A 25,159-nucleotide genomic window follows, 5' to 3' on the forward strand; every position below is an offset into this window, starting at 1 on the left:
CTGATGGGGAAAGGGTTGAGGTCATGATTACTGCATCAGCAGGTAGATAGAGCTATCACCACGCTGGATGTTCAGCGCCAGAACGGACGGCTTGCTGTCGAGGATTTTGCGCAGCTCGGCGATGTTTTTCACCACCTGCTGGTTCGCGCCCACGATAATGTCGCCTTTCTTCAGACCAATCTGCGCGGCCGGGGTCCCGGCTTTCACCGTATTAACCACCACGCCTTTATCCTGGCCTTTGTTGCTCATTTCCGCACCTTCAATCCCGTTGAAAATGCTGCTGGACTCTACCTGAGTCTGGCTGCTTTGCTGCAGTTCCAGGTTCACCGTCACCGGTTTGCCATCGCGCAGCAGGCCGAGGGTGATTTTGCTGCCCACCGGCATGGTGCCCACCTGGGCGCGCAGCGCCGCGAAGCTGCTAATTGGCTTACCGTTCAGGGCGGTAATCACGTCACCGGCTTTGATGCCCGCTTTCGCCGCAGAGGAGTTCGGCATAACCTGGCTGACGAAAGCGCCGCGCTGAGCGTCAACTTTCATTGCTTTCGCCAGTTCAGAGTTCAGCTCGGTACCCATAATGCCCAGTTCACCGCGTTTTACCTGGCCAAATTTCACCATCTGATCGGTCAGGTTTTTCACCATGTTGCTTGGAATGGCGAAGCCGATACCGATGTTGCCACCGTCCGGCGCAAGGATCGCGGTATTGATACCAATCAGCTCGCCGTTCAGGTTCACCAGCGCGCCGCCGGAGTTACCACGGTTGATCGCCGCATCGGTCTGAATAAAGTTTTCGTAGTTTTCGACGTTCAGGCCGCTACGACCCAACGCGGAGACGATACCGGAAGTGACGGTTTCGCCCAGACCGAACGGGTTACCAATCGCTACGGTGTAGTCGCCGACGCGCAGGGCATCGGAATCCGCCAGCTTAATTGCCGTCAGGTTTTTCGGATCCTGAATCTGAATCAGCGCGATATCCGAGCGCGGGTCTTTACCGACCACTTTAGCGTCAAACTTACGTCCATCACTCAGCTGTACTTTAATCACGTTGGCGTTATCAACCACGTGGTTGTTGGTGACGACGTAGCCTTTGGCGGCGTCAATCACCACACCGGAGCCGAGGGCCATAAATTTCTGTTGCTGCTGCGGCTGGGCGCCACCGTTACCGCCGTTCGGGCCAGCGCCCTGGCAGAAAGGTGAGCTCTGGAACGGTGAACCGTCCTGACAGAACGGCGAGTTGTCGCCGAAGAACTGCTGGAAGTTACGACCCATACGCGGCGTGTTTACCGTTGTGCTGCCCTCAACATTAATGCTGACGACAGACGGCATCACTTTTTCCAGCATCGGTGCCAGGCTAGGCATAGGCTGGGCAGCGGATGCGGTAGAAGATGCCGTCTCGGCCGCGCTAGCGGACAACGGAGACAGAACCAGACTTAAACTAAGAGCCAGAGCACTCATTGCTAACGTGGTTTTTTTCATGTGTTTCAATCTCAATATCAGATTACGCAAAATTGCTGTGTTCGTGACTATCAGATTCGCTTTATGACACTAAGTTCCATTCAACTGCACGTGGGAAAAGTAAAAATTTATTGAGCGCCTTTACAAAACTTCTGATTATTCTACTGCCATCAGTCGTCGATATTCATCCCACGCGTAGAGGTCGGTCATTCCGCTGATATAATCCTGAAGCAGACGACAACGGTAATAATATTCCATCACCGGAAATTCAAGGGCATCGCGTGAAATTTTATTCACAGCCTCAACATAAGCTAAACGATGTCGCGTTGAGAGCTTGCAAAAAAGGCGCGACTCAATGGGTAAGCGACGCACCCGCTCGTGTTCCACCAGTTCACTGAAATCGCTTAAGGATAATTTAAGCAACGGCGCGTAGATATCCAGCAATCCACCAATAACCCGGTAGCCCTGCAATTCCAGCTGCTCAACCTCATGATGACTAAACACATGTTTTATAGCCACATTTTTATAAAGATTAAGCAACTGACTATAACTACTTTCATCTTCCAGCAGTGCGTGATTAAAGTCGCCAGCATAAATCTGCGGCAGATTTTCAATAAACCTCTGCGCCGCATAGGGCACCAGTTTATTTAATGTGTTCACCCGTAAATACATAAAGAACTGGTCTTCAGTACTGCGGCTTAATGAATTAGCGCGAGATTTATCCCAGGCATTTTCTACCACCTGTGCGAACAGTGAGCCTTTTGTATGCTCCGGCCAGGAATCGTATAAATGCTGATACAGCTGTTCAACACTGAAGATACGTTTTTCAACGGCATCCTCAAGGTCCGCCACGCAATAAGAAATATCATCGGCCGCTTCCATAATCCAGGTTAATGGAAAACGATTGTAAGGCGCTAAATCCAGTTCTTTACGTAAGCGCGAAATATAACCTTCTTCGGCCAGGTAGTAGCCCGGTTTTTTCATTAAATAGCTGTGGGTCACCGGCGTCTCGCCCACCCACCAGGCCGGACGCGTATATTTCAGGATGCAGCCCACCTGCGCCCAGGTCAGGTTCATACGCATTAGCGTATGCACCAGTCGAACCCCCTGCGCGTTGCCTTCAAAGTGACACAGATCCTGACGCACCTTACGGCGCAACTCATTCAGCGTCTCTTCACCTTCGCGCAGCTGGAGGCTCACGACTTCACAGCGGTCATGGCTCAGCGGCTGGCGCAGCGCATCTTTCGGCGCCAGACGCTGGCTGAACCAGTCGTTGATTGCCGCTTCGCCAAAATGGCCAAACGGCGGATTGCCGATATCATGCATCAGGCAAGCCATCTCAACGATGCTTTCAAACGGCCCGGTCAACTCGTCCAGACCGTAGGCCACCAGCAGCTTTTTCTCTTTCAGGCGGCTTAAAATCTCTTTGGCGATATAGCGCCCTACCTGCTGGACCTCCATCGAGTGAGTGAGGCGCGTGCGAACGGCGGCATTACGCTCCAGCGGGAAGACCTGGGTTTTCTGCTGCAAACGGCGAATCGCCGGCGAGTTGATGATGCGCCCACGGTCACTTTCAAAAATGCGCAGGATCTCATGCTCCGAGCTGACGCCCTGCGGTGAACGATAGCGCCGACGCCAGTTAATTTTGTTACGAAAATCAATCTTAGCCATAGCCTCTCCGTCGCGAGAAATGCGCTTCCCCTGAACCGCATGATAGACTATGCCTTTAAACATGGCACATCGCGAGTAAATCTATGAAAATCGGCATTATTGGCGCAATGGAAGAAGAAGTTACGCTGCTGCGTGACAAAATCGAAAATCGTCAGACTATCACCCTCGGCGGCAGTGAAATCTACACCGGGCAGTTGAACGGCGTGGACGTTGCTCTGCTGAAGTCCGGCATTGGTAAAGTCGCGGCCGCGATGGGCGCTGCCCTGCTGCTGGAGCGCTGCCAGCCGGACGTTATCATCAACACCGGTTCCGCGGGCGGTCTGGCGCCGACGCTGAAAGTGGGTGATATCGTGGTCTCCGATGAAGCGCGCTATCACGATGCCGACGTTACCGCATTCGGCTACGAAATCGGCCAGATGGCCGGCTGCCCGGCGGCGTTCAAAGCCGACGATAAACTGATTGCCGCCGCCGAAACCTGCATCAAGGCGCTGGATCTGAATGCGGTACGCGGCCTGATCGTCAGCGGCGACGCTTTCATTAACGGCGCCGAAGGGCTGGCGAAAATTCGTCGCAACTTCCCGCAGGCCATTGCCGTTGAGATGGAAGCTACCGCCATTGCCCACGTTTGCCACAGCTTTGCCGTGCCGTTCGTGGTGGTGCGCGCCATCTCCGACGTTGCCGACAAAGAGTCCCACCTGAGCTTTGACGAATTCCTGGCGGTTGCCGCGAAGCAATCGACGCTGATGGTTGAAACGCTGGTGCAGAAACTCGCACATGGCTAAGCGCTTGATGACAGGGCTGCTGGCCCTGCTGTTTAGCGCCCCGGCGTGGCTCTATGCCGCGCCGCGGGTTATCTCCCTCTCCCCTGCCAATACCGAACTGGCCTTTGCCGCCGGGATCACCCCCGTTGGCGTCAGCGCGTGGTCTGACTACCCCGCCGCGGCCAAAACGATCGAACAGGTCGCCTCCTGGCAAGGCATCAACCTGGAGCGCATCGTGGCGCTGCATCCGGACGTCGTGCTGGCGTGGAAGGAAGGCAACGCCGAGCGCCCGGTCAATCAGTTGCAGTCGCTCGGCATTACCGTTCTGTGGATTGACTCACACAGTATTGAAGACATCGCCGCCGCGCTGCGTAAGCTGGCAAAGTGGAGCCCGCAGCCGGAAAAAGCCGAGCAGGCCGCCGCCGCGCTGATGCGCGACTACGCTCAACTGAAGGCGCAATACGCCGACGCGCCGAAAAAGCGCGTGTTTATGCAGTTCGGTTTCAACCCTATCTTCACCAGTAACAAAAGCGCGATTCAGAACCAGGTGCTGGAGATTTGCGGCGGTCAGAACATCTTTGCCGACAGCCGCGTCGCCTGGCCGCAGGTGAGCCGTGAGCAGGTACTGACGCGTCAGCCGCAGGCCATTGTCGCCGCCGGTGACGAAAGTCAGATTCCGAAAATTCAGCGCTACTGGGCCAGTCAGCTCACAATCCCGGTTATTCCCCTTAATAGTGACTGGTTTGAACGGGCAAGCCCACGTATTATCCTCGCCGCAAAACAACTCTGTACTGCGCTGTCGCAGGTTCATTAATTGGGTAATTGGTCATGCTTGTCTACTGGCTTGATATTGTTGGCACCATTGTTTTCGCCGTCTCCGGCGTGCTTCTGGCGGGGAAACTGCGCATGGATCCGTTCGGCGTGCTGGTTCTGGGCGTCGTTACCGCCGTCGGTGGCGGAACGATTCGCGATATGGCGCTTGCCAACGGCCCGGTATTCTGGGTAAAAGACCCGACCGACCTGGTCGTGGCAATGGTGACCTGTATGCTGACCATCGTGCTGGTGCGCCAACCGCGTCGCCTGCCGAAGTGGGTGCTGCCGGTACTCGACGCAGTCGGGCTGGCGGTGTTCGTCGGCATCGGCGTCAATAAAGCGTTTATTGCGCACTCCGGGCCGCTGGTCGCGGTCTGTATGGGGGTGGTGACCGGCGTCGGCGGCGGGATTATCCGTGACGTGCTGGCGCGCGAAGTGCCGATGATTCTGCGCACCGAAATCTACGCTACCGCCTGTATTATTGGCGGGATCGTCCACGCGACAGCCTATTACACCTTCAAAGTGCCGCTGGAAAACGCCAGTATGATGGGGATGGTGGTGACGCTGGCCATTCGTCTGGCCGCCATTCGCTGGCATCTGAAGCTGCCGACCTTTGCGCTGGACGACAACGGGCGCTAACCCTGCTTGCAAACAAAATTGCCCGCGGCTAAGCGGGCAATTTTAGACATTTGATCATCAAATGCTGAAGGAAGAACCGCAGCCGCAGGTGCTGGTCGCGTTCGGGTTGGTCACGATAAAACGTGAACCTTCCAGACCTTCGGTATAGTCAACGGAACCGCCTACCAGATACTGCAAGCTCATTGGATCAACCACCAGGCCAACGCCCTGTTTTTCGATGGTCATATCGCCTTCGTTGATCTGATCGTCAAAGGTAAAACCGTACTGGAAGCCGCTGCAGCCGCCGCCCGTGATGTACACACGCAGCTTCAGGTTTGGATTCTCTTCATCCGCAATCAGGACTTTTACTTTTTTGGCTGCGGCGTCGGTAAACTCCAGCGGCAGCGCTACGTCATCACTCATTTTATGCTCCCATTACTACAGCTAGTCTGGGCAAATAGTAACCCGACTCTTTGGGTCATTATCTAATACCCTGGTAAATCGTTCAAGTATTCTCCCCGGCAACCTGCCGGGCTTTTGCCTCTTGCTCGGCTTCCTGCTTGGCCAGCGTACGCGCCAGGATAGTGGCATAAAGCGGTTGTCCGCCGAGGAACTGCGCTAATAGCGTGGCACCGAGCCCGGTGATAATCATTGGCAAAATGAGCTGATAGTTATCGGTCATCTCCAGTACCAGCACGATACCGGTCAACGGGGCGCGAACGGAAGCCGCCAGCAGCGCGCCCATTCCGGCGATGGCGAAAGTGCCAGCGTCCAGATGATAAGCCGGAAACAGACTCGCCGCCGCCGTGCCAAACGCGGTCCCCAGCAACGTGCCCAACGCCAGCATCGGTGCGAAAATCCCGCCTGGCGCGCCGGAGGAGAAGCACAGCAGCGTGGTCACGACGCGAACAATGAACAAACACAGCAGCGCGCCGATGGTGTAGTTACCCGCCGCCGCAATCGGGATCAGGGTAAAGCCGCCGCCCGATGCCGCCGGTTGAATCAGCCCCAGTACGCCGCAGCAACCGCCGATCAGACCGCCAATCAGTACCCATTTTTTAATATTGCCACCGTGGATGCGGAAAAACATATCCTGGGTCTTCAGCACCATCGTGTTGAACAGCGGCCCAAAGCAGCCGAACACAATGCCCAGCACCATATACAGCCACAGCGTATTGACCGGCGCGTTGCTCAGTTTACCGACCTCAATCACCGGCGTTTCGCCGTTGAAGATGCGGAACACAATGCTCGACATGATAACGCCGGTAAACACCGCTTTAATTGAAATCAGGCTGTAGCGGAACTGCGGTCGCATCTCTTCAATAATGAACAGTATGCCCGCCAGCGGCGCGTTAAAGGCCGCCGACAAGCCCGCCGCCGCGCCCGTTGCCAGCAGGGTGTGGCGCGCTTCTTCGCCGCGCTGGCGGAAGATATCACTCACCATGCGCCCCACGTTGCCGCCGATCTGCACCGTCGGCCCTTCGCGTCCCAGCACCATACCGGCACCGAGCGTGCCCATGCCGCCGATAAATTTCACCGGCAACACGCGCCACCAGCGCACTGGACGTAACTCTTCCAGTGCGCCTTCAATTTCCGGGATCCCCGAGCCACCGGCCTCCTGCGCAAAACGACGCACCAGCCAGTAACCTACCATCGCCAGCAGCGCCGACAGAATAAAGGCCAGCGGCCAGACGATAAACCAATGGTCCGCAACCTGAGCCAACGTGCCAATACGCGCGTTCATCACCCAGTTCACCGCATGCTCAAACGCCACGCCGACTAAACCCACCAGCGCGCCAACCACGGCGGCCATCAGGAGCACCATCAGCGGCGTTTTATCGCGATTCAACAATTTACGCACCACGTCACGGCGGCGTAAACGGACAATCCGTTGTGCCTCTAAAGGGGGTATTTCAGCTTTCATACCGTCATCACTAATTGGTAATACAAATAGGAAGGGGGAGCATTTTACCCACACCTGTGCGCTACGTCGCGAAAAAATTGCTTCAGGAGGGCTTTGTTGCAATCAGGCAAAAATTTCATAACCTCTACGGAATAATTTAGAATAGCGGACAAAACATTTTTCACGAACCAGGATCCTGGCAATGAGCAAATCTGAAAACCTCTATAGCGCAGCGCGTGAACTTATCCCCGGCGGCGTTAACTCGCCGGTACGCGCCTTCACCGGCGTTGGCGGCACGCCGCTGTTTATTGAACGCGCAGATGGCGCATACCTGTACGACGTCGACGGTAAAGCCTATATCGATTACGTCGGCTCCTGGGGGCCAATGGTGCTGGGACATAACCATCCGGCTATCCGTAACGCGGTCATTGAAGCGGCCGAGCGCGGCCTGAGCTTCGGCGCGCCGACCGAAATGGAAGTGACTATGGCGAAGCTGGTGACCGAACTGGTGCCTACCATGGATATGGTTCGTATGGTCAACTCCGGTACCGAAGCCACCATGAGCGCCATTCGCCTGGCCCGCGGCTTCACGGGCCGCGACAAAATCATCAAGTTTGAAGGCTGCTACCATGGCCATGCCGACTGCCTGCTGGTGAAAGCCGGGTCCGGCGCGCTGACCCTCGGCCAGCCAAATTCACCGGGTGTCCCGGCAGACTTCGCCAAACATACCCTCACCTGCACCTATAACGATCTGGCGTCCGTGCGCGCGGCGTTCGAGCAGTATCCGCAGGAGATCGCCTGCATTATCGTTGAACCGGTCGCCGGCAACATGAACTGCATTCCGCCACAGCCAGAGTTCCTGCCGGGCCTGCGCGCCCTGTGTGATGAGTTTGGCGCGCTGCTGATTATCGATGAAGTAATGACTGGCTTCCGCGTGGCGCTGGCGGGCGCACAGTCCTACTACGACGTGGTGCCGGACCTGACCTGTCTGGGCAAAATCATCGGCGGTGGGATGCCGGTAGGGGCGTTCGGCGGCCGTCGTGACGTGATGGACGCGCTGGCGCCAACCGGCCCGGTTTACCAGGCGGGTACGCTCTCCGGTAACCCGATTGCGATGGCAGCGGGTTACGCTTGCCTGACCGAAGTGGCGCAGCCGGGCGTCCACGAGACGCTGACCGAGCTGACCAACCAGCTGGCGCAAGGCTTGCTGGATGCCGCACAAGACACGGGTATCCCGCTGGTCGTCAACAACGTGGGCGGCATGTTCGGTATTTTCTTCACCGATGCCAAAGAAGTCACCTGCTATCAGGATGTGCTGAAGTGCGACGTGGAGCGCTTCAAGCGCTTCTTCCATCTGATGCTGGAAGAAGGGGTATATCTGGCGCCGTCGGCCTTTGAGGCGGGCTTTATGTCGGTTGCCCACAGCGAAGAAGATATTGATAACACCATCGACGCGGCGCGTCGAGTGTTTGCCCAGCTGTAAGGGATATACGCGCAGTTCCCCCTCACCCTAGCCCTCTCCCCATCGGGGAGAGGGAACCGTTCGGAACAGCCTTCACCTACGGCACCAGCTCGCTTTTCCCCCTCGCCCCTTTGGGGAGAGGGTCGGAGTGAGGGGGGACGTTCCCTCACCCTTTCATCTAGCGGCTCTGCTTCCTCAGCAAATAGATAAAGTACGGCGCGCCGATAAAGGTCGACAGCAGCCCCGCGGGCACCTGATACGGAAACATCAGCATTCGTCCGCACCAATCCGCAAACACCAGCAGCAGGCCACCAATCAAGGCGGAAATCACCATATGCGGCATCGTCCGTCGGAAGCCCATCATCCGTGCGATATGCGGCGCCATCAAACCGACAAAGCTCAACGGCCCGATGGTTAGCGTCGCCGCCGCCGTCAGGCTCGCCGCCAACAGCAGCAGCGCAATGCGGGTCGGCGCCAGCGCCATGCCGATCGACCGCGCCGTTTCACCGCCCAGCGGCAGAATGGTGAGCCAGCGACGGCACAGCGGCACCAGCAGCAGTAAAATCACCATCGCGGCCGCCGACTGCATCACCTGCTTGCCGGTAGCGTTGTAGGTCGAGCCGGAAATCCACGTCAAAATCTGCGCCATACGCGGGTCGCCGCTGGCCTGTAGCATCATCAGCAACATGGTGAATGCGGTGCTCAACGCCATCCCCGCCAGCAGCATGCGGTGCGGCGAGAAGCCGCCGCGCCCGGCTGCAATCAGGATAATCAGCAGCGTGGCCGCTGCGCCGACGCTCCCGGCAGGCAGCAGCCAGCCAAAGGCGTTGCCCGGCACGATAAACAGCATCAGCACCACGCCGAACGCCGCACCGGAACTAATTCCCAGCACTTCCGGGCTGGCCATCGGGTTGCCGGTCAGACGCTGAATAATGCAGCCCGCGACCGCCAGCATCATCCCGGCGATCAGCGCGGAGGCGATACGCGGCCAGCGCCACTGGAGCAGTTGATCCAGCAGCGAACCGCTGGCCCAGTGCCAGCCGTAAGCGTCACGCCCCAGCGACAACGCCGCAAATACGGCAATCAACAGGATGGCTAACCCGCCCAGCGCAAACCACGCAACGTTCTGCCGTTCGCGGGCAACGCTGTCGCTGGCGTTCATTGCGGGCGCGCTCATGCTGCGCAAACGCGGTAGCAGCCACAGCAGCAACGGCGCGCCAATCAGCGCGGTGACGGAGCCGGTAGAGACCTCCATCCAGACTCGCGACAGCCACAGAATCAGTTGATCGGAGAGCCACAGGATCAACGCGCCAATCAACGGCGCCAGCAGCAGTCGGGAGAGCAAACGCCGCGCCCCCAGCATTTTCGCCAGCAGCGGCGCAAACAGGCCGATAAAACCAATAATCCCCACCGCGTTAACCAGCAAGGCGCTGATGACGATCGCCAGCGTTAGCGCCCCCAGACGAGCCAGCGATAACGCCAGCCCGAGGTTACGGGCCACGCCGTCATCCAGCCCCATCAGCGTCAACGGACGCAGCAGCAGCAACGTCAACATCACGCCGCCCAGCAGTTGCGGCCACAGACGCTGCACCACGCTCCAGTCGGTCTGCGTCAGCGTGCCGGTGCTCCACAGGAACATGCTTTGCAGCTGGTCATGGTGGAAAATCACCATCAGTTGGTTGATGGCACCACAGTAGAGGCTCACCACCAGACCGGCGAGAATCAGCGTGACCGGCGAAAGCCGTTTACCCCACGCGACGCCAAACACCAGCGCCCCGACGATGCAGGCCCCCGCTAGCGCGGCAAATTGCGCCGCCAGCACCCCCGGTATCGCCCACAGAGTGGTGATGGTCATACCGAGCTGCGCACCAGTGGCCACGCCAAGCGTCGTCGGTTCTGCCAGTGGGTTACGCAAAACCTGCTGGAACAGCACGCCGACCAGCCCCAGCCCAGCTCCAACCAGCAGCGCAATCGCCAAGCGCGGCAGCAGGCTGTAGTGGAAAATCATCTGGTCAATGGCGTCGATATTCGGCTGACGCATCGCCTGCAACCAGAGCGAACCCGGCAGCGCGGTGCTGAAGTTAAACCAGGTCAGCGCCAACGCAGCAATAAACAACAGACCCAGCAGCAGTGCAGCAAAGGGAGAGAAGGTCGTTTTCACGCATTGCCTCCCAACGAATTATCCAGGATGCGGGCAAAATGCATCGCCGATAGCGTGGCGCCATAGAACCAGACCGCCGGTACGACCTGCATGCGGCCAGCGCGTACGAATGGCATTGCCTGCCATAACGGCGTGGCCGACAAGCTGCGCATTTCCGCAGCGTTACCGTGGTCGAAACAAATCACATCGACGTCTTTATAGGCCGCCAGCCGGTCAATCCCCACGACCGTGCTGCCCCAGAAGTTGGTTTCACCCTGCCAGGCGTTTTTAACCCCCAGACGGTCGAGAACTTCCTGGAACAGGCAGTTCGGGCCGAACACCAGCACATGACGCGAATCGAGCAGTGACATCATCAGCAGGGGGCGCTCCCCACGCTGACGGAAACGCGGCTTCAGTCCATCGATAAAGGCATCGAATTCCGCCAGATGGCGATGTGCGGCCGCTTGTTTACCCAGCAGGTCCGCCATTTCCATCAGCGAGCGTCGCGCCTGCGCCAGCGGCTGTTTCCCGTCGCTGAACGCGAAGCCGTGCCCCGGCGCGATGCGCGCCAGCACCTCCGGCGAAGGGCCATAGCCTGCCGACCATACCAGCATCGACGGCTTCATTTGCGTCAGTAGCTCCAGATTGGGCTCCGTGCGCAAGCCAACGTCAATCACCGAATCCGGCAGCACCGGTTCGTTGACCCACATACGGTAGTTGGGAATATCCGCGACGCCGTATGGCGTGACGCCCAGCGCCAGCATCAGCTCAACGGGTAACCATTCGAGCGCCACAATGCGCTCGTTGTTCATCGGCGCGGCCTGCGCCGTTTGCATCCGCCACAACAGCGGCGACAGCGCCATCGCCGTCAGTAACCGACGGCGGCTAATCAGGTTTACGTCAGCCATCAATAGACAAAACTTACCGGTGCAGCACCGGCCGGGTGTGGCAGGATCCCCATCGGGATACCATAAATACGTTCCAGCGTGTCGCTGCGCATCAGTTCATCCGGCGTCCCCTGGGCAATCATTTCGCCGCCGCGCAGGGCCACCAGATAGTCGCAGTAACGCGCCGCCATATTGATATCGTGCAGCACCGCTACCACGGTCAGGCCGCGCTGCTGGCTGAGGCGATGTACCAATGCCAGCACATCGACCTGATGAGCAATATCCAGCGCGGACGTCGGTTCATCAAGCAGCAAGCAACGGCTATCCTGCGCCACCAGCATGGCGATCCATGCACGCTGACGCTCACCGCCGGACAGGCTGTCAACCAGGCGCTGGGCCAGCGGCTTCAGCCCCACCAGCGCAATCGCCTCGTCCACCTTTTCACGGTCGGCAACACCAAAACGCCCTAGCGCACCGTGCCATGGGTAGCGGCCAATCGCCACCAGTTCACGCACCGTCATCCCTTCAGCGGGCGGCAGTTGCTGCGGCAAATAGGCCACCTTGCGGGCAAACGCTTTGCTGTTCCAGCTGTCGAGCGGCTGACCGTCAAGCAGGATCTCCCCTTCCGACGGCGGCTGATGGCGGCCCAACATTTTCAACAGGGTCGATTTGCCCGAGCCGTTGTGGCCGATGAGCCCGGTCACTTTGCCCGCAGGAAAGGTTAAAGAGAGAGGATGAAGCAGCGTACGGCCCGGAACGCGAAAAACGACCTGTTCGAGAGAAAAGGTCGTATCTGAATGAGTTTTGTTGTCCTGCATAACCGTCAACATGTTAAAGGGCGCGGAAAATCCGCGCCCTGGAGGTGGTTAGAAACGGAACGTTGCGGTCGCAACAACCTGACGTTCTGCGCCCCAGTAGCATGCGTATTCGCTGTAGCAGCTGGAGACGTAATCACGGTCGAACAGGTTATTGACGTTAACGGCAACAGATGATCCCGGTAAGCCGAAGCGACCCAGGTCATATTTCACCATTGCATCGGCAATCGCGTAACCCGCTACGCTAAACGCTTCATTTTTCTTCGCGGCAACGTTTTTGTAGTAGCTCACGGTGGAGCCGGTGTAACGCACGCCCGCCCCGAAGGTCAGACCGCTCAGCGCCGTGTCGTAGAAGGTGTAATCCGTCCACAGGGAAGCCTGGTTACGCGGAACTTCTGCCGGACGCTTACCTTTGAAGATCGTGTCTTCAGTGTACTCTGCGTCATTGTAGCTATAGGCAGCCGTTACGTTGATGTTTTCGTTAACCGCCGCTTTCGCTTCCAGCTCGATACCGCGAGAACGGATTTCCCCGGTCTGTACGCTGTACAGACCTGTCGGATCGTTCGGATCGGAGGTCAAATTTTTGTTCTTAGTCAGCTGATACACCGCTGCGGTCAGCACCACCGGCATATCTTTCGGTACATACTTCACGCCAGCTTCATACTGCTTGCCGCGAGACGGATCGAACGGCTTCCCTTCTTTTGTTGAACCGGAAGTCGGTTCGAAAGATTCGCTGTAGCTAAAGTACGGGGAAATACCATTGTCGAACAGGTAGTTAATCCCGCCACGCCAGGTGAACTGCTGGTCGTGGTTCATCGCTTCTGTACCCGTGCTGCGGGTCAGTGTTGACGTTTTCGCGTAATCATAGCGGCCGCCCAGCGTCAGTACCCACTTGTCCCACTCCATCTGATCCTGTGCATACAGGCCAGTTTGCTCCATACGGTTCAGAACCTGGTACTTCGCGTAAGGACCGCTGACATCGATATTTGGGTTACCGTACTGCGGATTATTCATATCCAGTGCGTCGGCAGAACCATACAGCGCGTCAACATCATTGCGCATGCGAGAATAATCAACGCCGGTCAGCAGCGTATGATCGACTTCACCAGTCGCAAATTTAGATTGCAGTTGGGTATCAACGGTGAAGCCATTCAGATCCTCGTCAGAACGCACGTACTGACGGTTGATCTGGCCCGGCGCAATATAGCCGTAACCATATACCGAGCGGTACAGCGTTTTCACCTGGTCGTAGCGCAGGTTCTGACGCACGGTGAAGGTGTCGTTAAATTCGTGAGAGAAGTTGTAGCCCACCATCTGCTGGCGACGCTGCATCTTGTTGTCTTTTTCACCTTCGTTGAAATCGGTCGGCAGCTTGTGCGCGTTACCGTTGGCATCAATGTAAGGAACCACGGTGCCTTCACGCGGCAACCAGCCGTAGTAGCCGGCATCGGGATCGCTCTGGAAGTTGCTCAGGAAGGTAAAGTTAGTTTTGTCATCCGGACGCCAGCTGAAAGACGGCGCCACGGCATAGCGGCTCGATTTCGCCATATCCTGCTGAGCATCCTGGCTGCGGCCTAAGCCGGTCAGACGGTAGGACCACACGCCTGCATCATCAATCGCATCGCTGAAGTCAAAGCCAGTCTGCCAGAGGTTATCCGTGCCCATCTTGAACTGAATTTCGCGCAGCGGTTCGGTAGTCGGACGCTTACTGACCATGCTCACGACGCCGCCCGGGTTGCTGTTGCCGTACAGCACGGAGGTTGGTCCACGCATCACTTCAACGCGTTCCAGGAAATACGGGTCCATAGAAACTTCAGAGTAGTTATTCCCCTGCAGTTTCATACCATCCAGGTACTGGTTGGTATTCACGGTTGTCGGTGCGGTGAAACCACGAATTGAAACCACATCATAGGTTGAGGAACTACCGCGCGTAGAAAAGACGCTCGGCGTATAGGCCATCGCATCTTTGACAGTTGTCGGCTGGCGCATGTCCATTTCCTGACGGGTAATGACCGAAACAGACTGCGGCGTCTTCTCAATCGGAGTATCCGTCTTGGTTGCCGTCGCGGAACGTTTTGCCGCGATCGTTGGTGCCGGGCCCCAGGCGCTTTCTTGCGAAGCCGGAGCGGCGGTGACGGTGATGGTTTCTTCTTTCGGTTGTTCTGCTGCCTGTGCATAAACAGACATGCCGCTAACCGCTGTGGCTACTACAACCGCGAGTTTACGCAGCGAGTGGGTTGGCTGAGCAGTTTTAAGACGTGCCATGGGTATTTCTCTGATGAAGTGAATGATAACGTAAACGAGAATTATTATTATAACGAGCAGCATGATAGGCGAAAAATTGCGTCGATAGCAAGCAATACGCGCCCCTACAAAAACTAAGGGGTTAAGAAACAAACAGATGAAATAATGAGGTTAAAAAAAAGAAAAAACCTGGATATAAAAAGGCCTCTGTCAGAGACAGAGGCCTTTTAGTGGGTGCATTACGCGATTAATTCCCGCCGAACATATCCTTGATCCAGCCGGCTACGCCGTCGCTCTCTTTCTTCTCTTGCTGCGGCTGCTGCTGTTGTTGCTGCTGCGGCTGTGAAGAGGACGAGTCAAACGGGTTCGTCGACTGCTGCTGCTCTATCTGCTGCTGGCTTTGCTGGCACAGCGCATCCGGGTCGGTCGTCCAGACCGGCAGCATACGCATGCCGCCACCGCCGCAGATAAAGTTACCGCCTTCATCCACGCCCATATTGACCACGTCTTCTGGCGGCGTCAGATCCAGCGCAATCGGCGACTCGCTTGCCAGGTAACGCTGATAGATAGACATCGCACCACTCGCGCCGTACAGCTTGGTCGGCTGGTTATTATCGCGACCTACCCAGGTGATCACCACTTCACGGCCATCGATACCAGCAAACCAGGTATCGACGTTGTTGTTGGTGGTCCCGGTTTTCCCTGCCAGATGCAGGTTCGGGTATTTCGCGCCCAGCTGACGACCGGTACCGCGTTGAACCACCTGCTGCATGGTCCACAGCGTCATGTACGCCGCCTGTGCCGGCACCGCACGCTCGGCCTGCGGGAAGCTCTGGTACAGCACGGTACCGTCTTCCGCAATCACCGAACGCAGCGCCGACAGGGTCGCGCGGTTACCGCCGCTGGCAATGGTCTGGAATGCCTGCGCCACTTCAATCGGCGTCAGGTTCAGTGCCCCAAGCAGCATCGCCGGTACGGCGTTGAGCTGGTCTTTCGGCACGCCCAGCTTCAGCCAGGTATCGGTGACGGCGGGCAGGCCCAGCGCCATACCGAGGTTAACCGTCGGCACGTTCATTGAACGCGTCAGCGCATCCACCAGCATCACCTGACCGCTGTAGCGGCGGTCATCGTTCTGCGGCGACCACACCTGGCCATTCGGCTGACGCAGCGAAATCGGCGCATCGGCAATCCAGGTGTTCAGGCGATACTGATTCGGCTGGCTCAGCGCGGTCAGGTAGGTTGCCGGTTTCGCCAGAGAACCAATGGAACGACGCGCCTGCATGGCGCGGTTGTAGCCCGCAAACTGCGGCTCTGCGCCGCCGACCATCGCACGCACTTCACCGCTGAAGCGATCAACGACCACCATCGCGGTTTCCAGATCGCTCAGCTTACGCTGTTTCTTCAGCGCCGGAATGCCTTCGGTGGCCGCTTTTTCAGCCGCATCCTGCGCCACGGAGTCAAAGGTGGTGAAAATCTTCACGCCGGAGAGATCTTTCACCTTATCGCCCAGCTTCGCCTGCAGCTCCTGACGCACCATCTGCATAAACGCCGGCTGTGGTGAAATCACCCCGCCGCGCGGCTGCACGCCCAGCGGACGCGCGCTCAGCATGTCGTACAGCTCCTGGTCGATCACCTGCTGCTGTTGCAGCAGACGCAGCACCAGGTTACGACGCTCCAGCGCCAGTTTCGGGTTACGCCACGGGTTATAAATCGACGCCCCTTTTACCATGCCCACCAGCAGCGCCTGCTGGTCAAGGCTCAGCTCTTCCACCGGACGGCCAAAGTAGTAGAGGCTCGCCAGCGGGAAGCCGCGAATTTCGTTGTCACCGCTCTGACCGAGGTACACCTCGTTCATATACAGCTCAAGAATGCGGTCTTTGCTGTAGCGGGCGTCCATAATCAGCGCCATGTAGGCTTCGTTGGCCTTACGCCAGTAGGAACGCTCGCTGGACAGGAACAGGTTCTTCACCAGCTGCTGGGTCAGCGTACTCGCCCCCTGCACCGTCCGCCCGGCAGTCAGGTTCGCCAGCACCGCACGACCCATGGAGTAGAAGCTGATGCCATCATGCTCGTAGAAGTGGCGGTCCTCGGTCGCAATCAAGGTATCGATCAACAAGTCCGGGAAGCCGCTGCGCGGCACAAACAGACGCTGTTCGCCGTTCGGCGAGGACATCATGGTAATCAACCGCGGATCGAGTCGGAAATAACCGAACTGACGGTTGTTATCCATGTTTTCGATGCTATCGAGACGCGCGCCGTCGAAGGTCAGACGCGCGCGCACCTGCCCCTCTTTGCTGTCCGGGAAATCGAACGGACGACGGATCATCTCGATGCTGTTGGCCTGCACGGTGAATTCACCCGGGCGCGTCATCGCCGTCACCTGACGATACTGGGTCGCCGTCAGCAGCTGAATCATCTCGTTCTTGCTGATGGCCATATCCGGCTCGAGGCTAACCATGCGGCCATACACCGCCGCCGGCAGTTGCCAGACTTTACCGTCAATGCGGCTACGGATTTTTTGATCCAGATAGACGCCATAGATAGCAATCAGTACCGCGAAGACGATCCCCAGTTTGACCAGGAACCAGAACCAACGGCGTTTGCCGCGCGGTTTTTTCCCCTTGCCGCCTTTACGCGCACGTGGTTTTTCGTCGTCGTAGCCATCATCATCATAATCGTCGTCATACTCATCATCTCTGAGCTGTCGACGGCTTACCTTTTGTTTTGCCGGACGTGCAGGCTTGCCCTTCCGTCCAATCGGCTCGCGGTCATTCCCCGCCATGCTTTTTCTCCGCAACATTCAGGCATAAAGGCCTGATTCTCAATTCTTCTGTCACAGGACAGAAGAAGATATCTCTCAATTTTACGCTGTGTTTATGCCGGATGGCGGCTTCACCTTATCCGGCCTACTCGCTTAAACGTAGGCCTGATAAGCGTAGCGCCATCAGGCAGAATACTTCTTCGTCCGCCGCGTTGGCGCGGTATTCGCCGGATCGTCCGGCCAGACGTGTTTCGGATAACGCCCTTTCATCTCTTTTTGCACCTCGCGATACGCCCCCTGCCAGAACGCGCTTAAATCACGCGTAATTTGCAGCGGCCGCTGCGCCGGTGACAGCAGCTCCAGCACCAGCGCTACACGCCCCTCGGCGATAGTCGGCGTACTGGCTTCGCCAAACATCTCCTGCATACGTACGGCAAGCGCAGGCGGATTATCTTCGTGGTAGCGAATCGCAATACGGCTTCCCGTGGGCACAGTGTAATGAGTTGGCAGCGAACTCACCAGACGTTGTCGTAATGACCACGGCAACCAGTCGAGTAGCGCCTGGTGAATATCCAGCGATTTCAGGCCGCGCAGCGAATGGATACCGCTCATCTGCGGCAACAGCCAATTCTCCAGTTCCGCCAGCAGCGACGCGTCATCCACCGCGGGCCATGCCTCTTCCGGCAGCCACTGCGCCGCGCATTGTAACCGCAAGCGTAGCTGTTCCGCTTCGTTCGTCCAGTTCAACACGCTTAATCCTTTCTCGCGAATACCCGTGAGCATCGCCTGATGCAATTCACTTTCGGACGGCTTGGCCAACGGGCGTACACTCAACGTCAGTTGGCCAATTTGACTACGCCGCAGCGCTTTCAGCGTGCCCTGCACATCATCCCACTCAATGGTGTCGGATTGTTGAAGCAGAGGCGGGCAGCGGCTGACCAGCGCGTCGATATCCACCGCGCAGGCCTGCAAAATACGCGCGTCCGGCGAGGCGCTGCCCTGCAACAGCAGCGGCGCAATCAACCACTCGTGACGGCCTAACGCATCGTCAGCATCCAGCATCGCCCCCATGCCATTCGCCAGCTGATAGCGGCCTTCCTGACCACGACGACGGGCAATACGGTCAGGGAACCCCTGCGCCAGCAGCGGCGCAATGGCGTCCACATCCGGCTGCCCTGCGCGACGGTTCAATCGCTTGCAAAGCTGCTGGCTACGCTGCTGCCATGGCCCATGAGCGCGGGAAAACGCCTGCAGCAGGTCGCTATTGCCACCGCGCGGCGGTTCTTCAAGGATTGCCGCCAACCGGGCCGCCGTCGCCACTTCGTCGTCGCTTTGCGCCGCCAGCAGCATCGCCGCCAGACGCGGATCGATGCCCAGCGCCGCCATCTTTTGCCCTTTCACCGTCAGGCGTTCGCCCTCCAGCGCCTGAAGCTGCGTCAGCAGCCGACGGGCCGCCGCCAGGTTCACCGCGGGCGGCTGATCGAGCCAGCTCAGTTGCGATGGGTCGGCACAGCCCCACTGCATCAGATCCAGCAGCAGCGAGGAGAGATCGCTTTGTAAAATCTCCGCGTCGCTCTGCGCCGCCGCGCGCTCGGCCTGTTCCTTCGCCAGCAGATGCACGCACACGCCCGGCTCCAGACGTCCGGCACGCCCCGCGCGCTGGGTCATCGAGGCCTGGCTGACACGCTGAGTGAGCAGACGCGTTAACCCGGTGCGCACGTCAAAACGCGCCACCCGCTCCTGGGCGCTGTCCACCACCAGACGAATGCCTTCAATGGTCAAACTGGTTTCGGCAATATTGGTCGCCAGCACCACTTTACGCTTGCCGGCTGGCTCGGGCAGAATGGCCTGCCGCTGTTCGCTCAGCGGCAACGCGCCGTATAAAGGGCACAGCAGCACATCATCGGCCACGCGTTCAGCAAGGTGATTCTGCACCCGCTGAATTTCACCGACGCCGGGTAAGAACAGCAGCAGCGAGCCGTGCTCATGACGCAGAAGCTCGGCCGTCGCGATCGCCACGGCCTCATCAAAGCGCTGATGCGCGGGCAATGATTGATAGCGGCGTTCGACGGGGTAAGCGCGCCCTTCGGAAACCACAGTAGGCGCGTCCGGCAGCAGACGCTGTAGACGGTCGTTATCCAGCGTGGCCGACATGATCAGCAGCTTGAGATCGTCGCGTAGCCCCTGCTGAACATCAAGCAGCAGCGCCAGCGCCAGATCCGCCTGTAAACTGCGTTCGTGGAACTCATCAAGGATCACCAGCCCCACGCCCGTAAGTTCGGGATCGTGCTGGATCATGCGGGTGAGGATCCCTTCGGTCACCACTTCTAAGCGGGTATTTGGCCCCACGCAGGTCTCTGCGCGCATCCGGTAGCCCACCGTCTCGCCCGGCTTCTCGCCGAGGAGCTCCGCCAGACGCTGCGCGACGTTACGCGCCGCTAGCCTGCGCGGCTCCAGCAGCAGGATGCGCCCATCGATTCCGCCCTCGCGCAAAATTTGCAGCGGCAGCCAGGTGGATTTACCCGCGCCCGTCGGCGCGTTCAGCAGCACCTGCGGGGCTTGCCGTAAGGCGTGGAGAAGTTCAGGAAGGACGCTTGCGACCGGCAACAGGGACACGAATGGCTCCAGAGGGTTAACATTAAACGGCGGACATTGTAGCATCGCCTCAATTCATAACCGAGTCCCCACCATGTCTGAGTCAAAAAGACTGTTTTTCGCCATTGCGATTCCGCCGAAAATCCAGAAGCAACTGGTGCAGTGGCGCGCGGATCATTTTCCCGCCGATGCGGGCGTGCCGGTGGCGGCAGCCAATATGCATCTGACGCTGGCTTTTCTGGGCGAAGTCAGCGCGGAAAAACAGCGCGCGCTGGCGGCCATGGCGGGGCGCATCCGTCAGCCAGGCTTTACGCTACATCTTGACGACGCTGGCCAATGGCTGCGCTCGCGCGTGGTCTGGCTTGGCACGCGCCAGCCGCCGCGCGGTCTGCTTCAGTTGGCCAACATGCTGCGCGCCCAGGCCGCACGCAGCGGCTGTTACCAAAGCCCACAGCCGTTCCACCCGCATCTCACGCTACTGCGCAACGCCGGACAGGCGGTGCCGATTCCCGCGCCCGGTTTTCACTGGGAAGTCCCGGTCACCGAGTTTGCGCTGTACGAATCGCGCTTCACCGGCGGTCGTACGCGATATACCTCATTGCAGCGCTGGACGCTCAGCGAATAACGAAGGAAACCCGATGCAGTTTATCCCCGCGCTTCAGTCCGCGACGCTTATCAAGCGTTACAAACGCTTTCTCGCCGATGTCATTACGCCAGAAAGCGAAACCTTTACCCTGCACTGCCCTAACACCGGCGCAATGACCGGCTGCGCAACGCCAGGCGACACCGTGTGGTATTCCACATCAGAAAATACTAAGCGTAAATATCCCCACACATGGGAATTAACCCAGACGCAAAACGGGGATTTTATTTGTGTGAACACGTTACGCGCAAATACCCTGGCCAAAGACGCGATTCTGACAGGCTGTATTCCCGAACTTACTGGCTACAACACCCTGAAAAGCGAAGTGAAATATGGTGAGGAAAATAGTCGAATTGACCTCATGTTACAGGCAGATGATCGCCCCAACTGCTATATTGAAGTGAAGTCGGTCACACTCGCGGAAAATGAGTTCGGCTATTTTCCCGATGCCGTCACCGTGCGCGGACAGAAGCATTTGCGCGAGCTGATGGGCGTTGTGGCCAGCGGCGAACGCGCCGTTTTGCTGTTTGCAATATTGCACTCAGCCATTGAATATTTCTCTCCAGCACACCATATTGATGCTAAATACGCACAGTTGTTGCAAGAAGCGCAAAAACAGGGGGTGGAAATTTTGGCTTATAAAGCGGAACTTTCTGCCGATAATATGACTCTGATATCGCCGTTACCCGTTTCGTTAACGCGGGGTGGAGTTGAATAGAAAGTGTTCGGGCTGCGGCGCAAATACGCTTTTCCTCACAGCATTGTCAAGTGTTACGTTTAGATAATTGCCATCCGGAAAAGCATCTGCTATTTATAGCGGCCTGATTTTTCCCCCGAACACGGGGATCGATAGTGCGTGTTAAGGAGAAGCAACATGCAAGAAGGGCAAAACCGTAAAACATCGTCCCTGAGTATTCTCGCCATCGCTGGGGTGGAGCCGTACCAAGAGAAGCCAGGCGAAGAGTATATGAACGAAGCCCAGCTGGCGCACTTCAGACGTATTCTTGAAGCATGGCGTAATCAACTTAGGGATGAAGTCGATCGCACCGTTACACATATGCAGGACGAAGCTGCAAACTTCCCGGATCCGGTAGACCGTGCCGCACAGGAAGAAGAGTTCAGCCTCGAATTGCGTAACCGCGATCGTGAACGCAAGTTGATCAAAAAGATCGAGAAGACGTTGAAGAAAGTCGAAGACGAAGATTTCGGCTACTGCGAGTCCTGCGGTGTTGAAATTGGTATTCGTCGTCTGGAAGCGCGTCCAACGGCTGACCTGTGTATTGACTGCAAAACGCTGGCAGAAATCCGCGAAAAGCAGATGGCAGGTTAAGAGAACGCTAACACTCTATCTTCAAGGCGGGAATCTCTCCCGCCTTGTTGTTTTTTATTGCACTAAACATGTCAACACAACCTTATATCGGGCGCTTTGCCCCTTCTCCTTCCGGTGAGCTACATTTCGGCTCGTTGATTGCCGCCCTTGGCAGCTATCTCCAGGCCCGCGCTCAGCAGGGTATCTGGCGCGTCCGCATTGAAGATATCGACCCCCCTCGTGAAGTTCCCGGTGCTGCAACCACCATTTTGCATCAGCTGGAACATTACGGCCTGCACTGGGACGGCGACGTGCTGTGGCAGTCGCAGCGCCACGATGCCTATCGTGAAGCGCTGGCTTGGCTGAAAAGCCAGGATCTGTGCTACTACTGCACCTGCACGCGCGCGCGCATTCAAAGCATTGGCGGCACCTATGACGGCCACTGTCGCGACCTCAGCAACGGCCCGCAAAATGCCGCCATGCGTCTGCGTCAGACACATCCGGTGACCGAATTCACTGACCTGCTGCGCGGCACAATCAAGGCCGACGAACGCCTGGCCCGCGAAGATTTCATTATTCATCGCCGTGATGGATTATTTGCTTATAATCTCGCCGTGGTGGTCGACGACCATTTTCAGGGGGTGACGGAAATTGTCCGTGGAGCCGATTTGATCGAGCCAACCGTCCGCCAGATCTCGCTGTACCAGCAGTTTGGCTGGCCAGCGCCTGACTATATTCACCTGCCGCTGGCATTGAATGAAGAAGGTGCTAAACTTTCCAAGCAAAATCATGCACCTGCTCTTCCTGTTGGGGATCCACGCCCGGTACTTATTGAGGCGCTGCGCTTTTTAGGCCAGCCGGTTCCGACGCAATGGCAGGATGTCAGTACGGCGGATTTATTGCACAATGCGGTTGCTCAGTGGTCGCTGACGACGGTGCCTGAGACGGCGAAGATCAATCCGCCATTCTCAAATGCGTTGTGCTGAGCTATGATTAGCCGCTATTTTTTTGTCCTAAAGTCAGATACTACCGAGGTGCACCATTTTTACCCGAGTCGCTAATTTTTGCCGCAAGGTGCTGAGCCGTGAGGAGAACGAGGCTGAAAACGCCATCGCAAAACCTGCTATGACCGTCATTCCGCGCGAGCAGCACGCTATTTCCCGCAAAGATATCAGCGAAAACGCCCTCAAAGTTCTTTATCGTTTGAACAAAGCAGGCTACGAGGCTTACCTCGTTGGCGGCGGCGTTCGCGACCTGCTGCTTGGCAAAAAACCAAAAGATTTCGACGTGACCACCAGCGCCACACCCGATCAGGTGCGTAAGCTGTTCCGCAACTGCCGCCTGGTTGGTCGTCGCTTCCGCCTGGCCCACGTTATGTTTGGCCCGGAAATTATTGAAGTCGCCACTTTCCGTGGTCACCACGAAGATGGTCAGTCCGATCGCACCACCTCCCAGCGTGGGCAAAACGGCATGCTGCTGCGCGACAACATCTTCGGCTCTATTGAAGAAGACGCCCAGCGTCGCGACTTCACCATCAACAGCCTTTATTACAGCGTGGCGGACTTCACCGTACGCGACTACGTTGGCGGCATGCAGGATCTGTCAGACGGCGTCATCCGCCTGATCGGCGATCCGGAAACCCGCTACCGTGAAGATCCGGTACGCATGCTGCGCGCCGTGCGCTTTGCCGCCAAGCTGGATATGCGCATCAACCCAGAAACCGCCGAGCCGATTCCGCGCCTGGCGACCTTAATGCACGACGTACCTCCGGCGCGCCTGTTTGAAGAATCGCTGAAGCTGCTACAGGCGGGCTACGGCTTTGAAACCTACAAGCTGCTGCGCGAATACAACCTGTTCCAGCCGCTGTTCCCGACCATCACTCGCTACTTCACCGAAGACGGCGACAGCCCGATGGAACGCATTATCGCCCAGGTGCTGAAAAACACCGACAACCGCATTCGTAACGATATGCGCGTTAACCCGGCGTTCCTGTTCGCCGCGATGTTCTGGTATCCGCTGCTGGAAATGGCGCAGAAAATCGCTCAGGAGAGCGGACTGGCCTATTACGACGCTTTCGCGCTGGCGATGAACGACGTGCTGGATGAAGCCTGCCGTTCGCTGGCGATTCCAAAACGCATTACCACGCTGGTGCGTGATATCTGGCAGCTGCAGCTGCGCATGTCCCGCCGTCAGGGTAAACGCGCGTGGAAGCTGATGGAGCATCCTAAATTCCGCGCCGCCTACGACCTGCTGGCGCTGCGCGCCGAAGCCGAAAACAACCACGAATTGCAACGCCTGACCCAATGGTGGAGCGAATTCCAGGTGGTCGCGCCGCCGGCGCAAAAAGAGATGCTCAACGATCTGGGCGACGAACCAGATACCCGTCGTCGCCATCGCCGCCCACGTAAACGCGCGCCGCGCCGTGAAGGTAGCGCGTGACCGTCGTTTATATCGCCATCGGCAGCAACCTCGCCTCTCCGCTGGAACAGGTGAACGCTGCCGTTGAGGCGCTTGGTACCATTCCCGAAAGCCGCTTGCTGGCGGTATCGTCGTTTTACCGCACGCCGCCGTTAGGCCCACAGGACCAACCTGATTATCTGAACGCCGCCGTGGCCCTCGACACTGACTTGTCGCCTGAGGCGTTGCTGGATCATACCCAACGTATCGAGCTACAGCAGGGCCGCGTGCGTAAAGCCGAACGCTGGGGCCCGAGGACGCTGGATCTCGATATTATGCTGTTTGGCGACGCGGTGATTGATACGGAACGTCTGACGGTTCCGCACTACGATATGCACAACCGCAGCTTTATGCTGTGGCCGCTGTTTGAAATTGCGCCTGAGCTACGTTTCCCGGGAGACACCCCGCTTGGCGACTATCTGGCGGCTCGCTACCCTGAAAGCCCAGCCCTCTGGCACACCGCCCGCTAGACAACGCCCCGCAATGAGTGGGGAGTATCATGACAACAGCCTCTGACTCCGACAATATTCCCCTTTATCGCACTAATGTTACTTTATTTGCGTAATACGATCGCCAGTGGAGATATTAATTAATATCAGAGGTTCAAATTTATTACATTGTATAAAAT

At 57.7% G+C, this 25,159-nt stretch carries 20 protein-coding genes; 10 read left to right on the forward strand and 10 right to left on the reverse strand.

Annotated elements, in window-relative coordinates; translation table 11 throughout:
- Positions 1-27 precede the first annotated feature (27 nt).
- Together degP and dgt are read right to left on the reverse strand one after the other, a co-directional pair.
- The gene (degP, locus tag ACW14G_RS11040) at positions 28-1,473 is read right to left on the reverse strand and encodes a serine endoprotease DegP (protein WP_455648593.1); all 1,446 of its coding nucleotides are present in this window, start codon (positions 1,471-1,473) and stop codon (positions 28-30) included.
- 135 nt (positions 1,474-1,608) lie between these two features.
- A complete protein-coding gene (dgt, locus tag ACW14G_RS11045) occupies positions 1,609-3,123 on the reverse strand; it encodes a dGTPase (protein ID WP_163447260.1) in 1,515 nt (504 codons plus the stop codon).
- Between the two features lie 83 nt (positions 3,124-3,206).
- On the opposite strand from dgt, the gene mtnN reads away from it, so the two are divergent.
- From mtnN to ACW14G_RS11060, 3 genes are read left to right on the forward strand one after another with little or no spacing between them, the layout of a single operon-like run.
- Positions 3,207-3,905, forward strand: coding sequence for a 5'-methylthioadenosine/S-adenosylhomocysteine nucleosidase (gene mtnN, locus ACW14G_RS11050; RefSeq protein WP_065356557.1), 699 nt, complete (start codon positions 3,207-3,209; stop codon positions 3,903-3,905).
- A complete protein-coding gene (gene btuF / locus ACW14G_RS11055) occupies positions 3,898-4,698 on the forward strand; it encodes a vitamin B12 ABC transporter substrate-binding protein BtuF (RefSeq protein ID WP_249022296.1) in 801 nt (266 codons plus the stop codon). Before mtnN ends, btuF begins: the two co-directional genes overlap by 8 nt.
- Before the next feature lie 14 nt (positions 4,699-4,712).
- On the forward strand, positions 4,713-5,336 hold the full coding sequence (locus tag ACW14G_RS11060) for a TRIC cation channel family protein (protein ID WP_064547555.1): 624 nt from the start codon (positions 4,713-4,715) through the stop codon (positions 5,334-5,336).
- A 57-nt stretch (positions 5,337-5,393) separates the two neighbouring features.
- Here the strand turns inward: ACW14G_RS11060 and erpA are convergent, their stop codons facing one another.
- Positions 5,394-5,738 (reverse strand): iron-sulfur cluster insertion protein ErpA, encoded by a 345-nt coding sequence (erpA, locus tag ACW14G_RS11065; protein ID WP_106925544.1) that lies wholly within the window; start codon positions 5,736-5,738, stop codon positions 5,394-5,396.
- An 82-nt stretch (positions 5,739-5,820) separates the two neighbouring features.
- Positions 5,821-7,239: a H(+)/Cl(-) exchange transporter ClcA gene (gene clcA, locus ACW14G_RS11070; protein ID WP_249022297.1), complete on the reverse strand. Its 1,419-nt coding sequence runs from the start codon at positions 7,237-7,239 to the stop codon at positions 5,821-5,823.
- Between the two features lie 181 nt (positions 7,240-7,420).
- Between clcA and hemL the strand changes: the two genes are divergently transcribed.
- Positions 7,421-8,701 (forward strand): glutamate-1-semialdehyde 2,1-aminomutase, encoded by a 1,281-nt coding sequence (gene hemL, locus ACW14G_RS11075; RefSeq protein ID WP_249022298.1) that lies wholly within the window; start codon positions 7,421-7,423, stop codon positions 8,699-8,701.
- Positions 8,702-8,858: 157 nt separating this feature from the next.
- Here the strand turns inward: hemL and fhuB are convergent, their stop codons facing one another.
- From fhuB to hrpB, 6 genes are all read right to left on the reverse strand, one after another.
- Complete coding sequence (fhuB, locus tag ACW14G_RS11080; RefSeq protein WP_249022299.1) at positions 8,859-10,841, reverse strand: Fe(3+)-hydroxamate ABC transporter permease FhuB; 1,983 nt, start codon at positions 10,839-10,841, stop codon at positions 8,859-8,861.
- Positions 10,838-11,728, reverse strand: coding sequence for a Fe(3+)-hydroxamate ABC transporter substrate-binding protein FhuD (gene fhuD, locus ACW14G_RS11085; protein ID WP_249022300.1), 891 nt, complete (start codon positions 11,726-11,728; stop codon positions 10,838-10,840). The genes fhuB and fhuD overlap by 4 nt, the downstream gene beginning before the upstream one ends.
- Complete coding sequence (gene fhuC, locus ACW14G_RS11090) at positions 11,728-12,525, reverse strand: Fe3+-hydroxamate ABC transporter ATP-binding protein FhuC (RefSeq protein ID WP_249022301.1); 798 nt, start codon at positions 12,523-12,525, stop codon at positions 11,728-11,730. The genes fhuD and fhuC overlap by 1 nt, the downstream gene beginning before the upstream one ends.
- Positions 12,526-12,573: 48 nt before the next feature.
- Positions 12,574-14,787: a ferrichrome porin FhuA gene (gene fhuA / locus ACW14G_RS11095; RefSeq protein ID WP_163449495.1), complete on the reverse strand. Its 2,214-nt coding sequence runs from the start codon at positions 14,785-14,787 to the stop codon at positions 12,574-12,576.
- Between the two features lie 226 nt (positions 14,788-15,013).
- Positions 15,014-17,548, reverse strand: a complete 2,535-nt coding sequence (gene mrcB / locus ACW14G_RS11100) for a bifunctional glycosyl transferase/transpeptidase (protein WP_455648594.1) — start codon at positions 17,546-17,548, stop codon at positions 15,014-15,016.
- Between the two features lie 162 nt (positions 17,549-17,710).
- Positions 17,711-20,143 carry an ATP-dependent helicase HrpB gene (gene hrpB, locus ACW14G_RS11105; RefSeq protein ID WP_419057160.1) on the reverse strand — a complete coding sequence of 811 codons (2,433 nt, stop codon included), beginning with the start codon at positions 20,141-20,143 and terminating at the stop codon, positions 17,711-17,713.
- Positions 20,144-20,216: 73 nt separating this feature from the next.
- Here hrpB and thpR point away from each other — a divergent pair, with 73 nt between their 5' ends.
- The 6 genes from thpR to folK all read left to right on the forward strand — a co-directional run bounded on the left by thpR (position 20,217) and on the right by folK (position 25,001).
- Entirely contained in the window at positions 20,217-20,747 is a 531-nt protein-coding gene (gene thpR, locus ACW14G_RS11110) for an RNA 2',3'-cyclic phosphodiesterase (RefSeq protein ID WP_249022303.1), read from the forward strand.
- 13 nt (positions 20,748-20,760) lie between these two features.
- The gene (sfsA, locus tag ACW14G_RS11115) at positions 20,761-21,483 is read left to right on the forward strand and encodes a DNA/RNA nuclease SfsA (RefSeq protein ID WP_249022304.1); all 723 of its coding nucleotides are present in this window, start codon (positions 20,761-20,763) and stop codon (positions 21,481-21,483) included.
- 156 nt (positions 21,484-21,639) lie between these two features.
- Positions 21,640-22,095, forward strand: coding sequence for an RNA polymerase-binding protein DksA (dksA, locus tag ACW14G_RS11120; protein ID WP_001155227.1), 456 nt, complete (start codon positions 21,640-21,642; stop codon positions 22,093-22,095).
- A gap of 68 nt (positions 22,096-22,163) precedes the next feature.
- Complete coding sequence (gene gluQRS / locus ACW14G_RS11125) at positions 22,164-23,060, forward strand: tRNA glutamyl-Q(34) synthetase GluQRS (RefSeq protein ID WP_249022305.1); 897 nt, start codon at positions 22,164-22,166, stop codon at positions 23,058-23,060.
- Positions 23,061-23,115: 55 nt separating this feature from the next.
- Complete coding sequence (gene pcnB, locus ACW14G_RS11130; protein WP_249023363.1) at positions 23,116-24,513, forward strand: polynucleotide adenylyltransferase PcnB; 1,398 nt, start codon at positions 23,116-23,118, stop codon at positions 24,511-24,513.
- Positions 24,510-25,001 (forward strand): 2-amino-4-hydroxy-6-hydroxymethyldihydropteridine diphosphokinase, encoded by a 492-nt coding sequence (gene folK, locus ACW14G_RS11135; RefSeq protein ID WP_249022306.1) that lies wholly within the window; start codon positions 24,510-24,512, stop codon positions 24,999-25,001. Before pcnB ends, folK begins: the two co-directional genes overlap by 4 nt.
- Positions 25,002-25,159 lie beyond the last annotated feature (158 nt).

It is taken from the genome of Kluyvera sp. (assembly GCF_965301105.1).